This is a genomic window from Rhodobacter sp. Har01 (assembly GCF_020564565.1).
Classification (GTDB): domain Bacteria; phylum Pseudomonadota; class Alphaproteobacteria; order Rhodobacterales; family Rhodobacteraceae; genus Pseudogemmobacter.
On record NZ_JAJCTD010000035.1, the window covers coordinates 1 to 579 of the forward strand.

The following is a 579-nucleotide window of genomic DNA, read 5'->3' on the forward strand; positions in this document are numbered from 1 at the left end:
CCTTTCCGACAGCTTCCTGCGGTTCAGTTGCACCTTTGCCCTGCGCCGCAGAGGCGTCGAGACAAGGATCATCGCGGGCGAGACCGTTCCAGCCCCGGATGAAGTCTTGCAGCGCACCCTGGCCGAAGCGCATCTCTGGGCGCGGGCCTTGCGCGCGGGCACTTCCCTCACCGAGATCGCCCGCGAAACCGGACGGTCCGAACCCTACATTCGCACCCGCATTCCGCTGGCCTTCCTGGCTCCGAAGCTGCAGGCCGCGATCCTCGACGGGCGGCAGCCAGTGCACCTATCGGTGGCGCAGCTCATCCGTGACGACATCCCGATGGCTTGGGATGAACAGGCGCGGCTCTTCGAGATCGGGTGACGGCGGGCAGCGAACGCAACAATTTCGGGTGTGGCGAACACCCTCCGACAGCTACGCGACCGGAATCCAGCCCTTCCCTGTTCTTCGCAATTCTTTCCCTGTTCGGCCGAATTTCATTCCCTGATCCGCTGATTTAAGTTCCCTGTTCCTGAGGAGCAGGGAATTTGGCCGTAACCCACGGAAAACGCGCGATGATTCCAGGTGGAAAATCGCCA

1 pseudogene is annotated in these 579 nt (G+C 62.3%); it reads left to right on the forward strand.

What is annotated here, in order from left to right:
- Positions 1–364, forward strand: a pseudogene (locus LHP98_RS19290) (recombinase family protein); the annotation flags it as partial.
- Between the last annotated feature and the right edge of the window lie 215 nt (positions 365–579).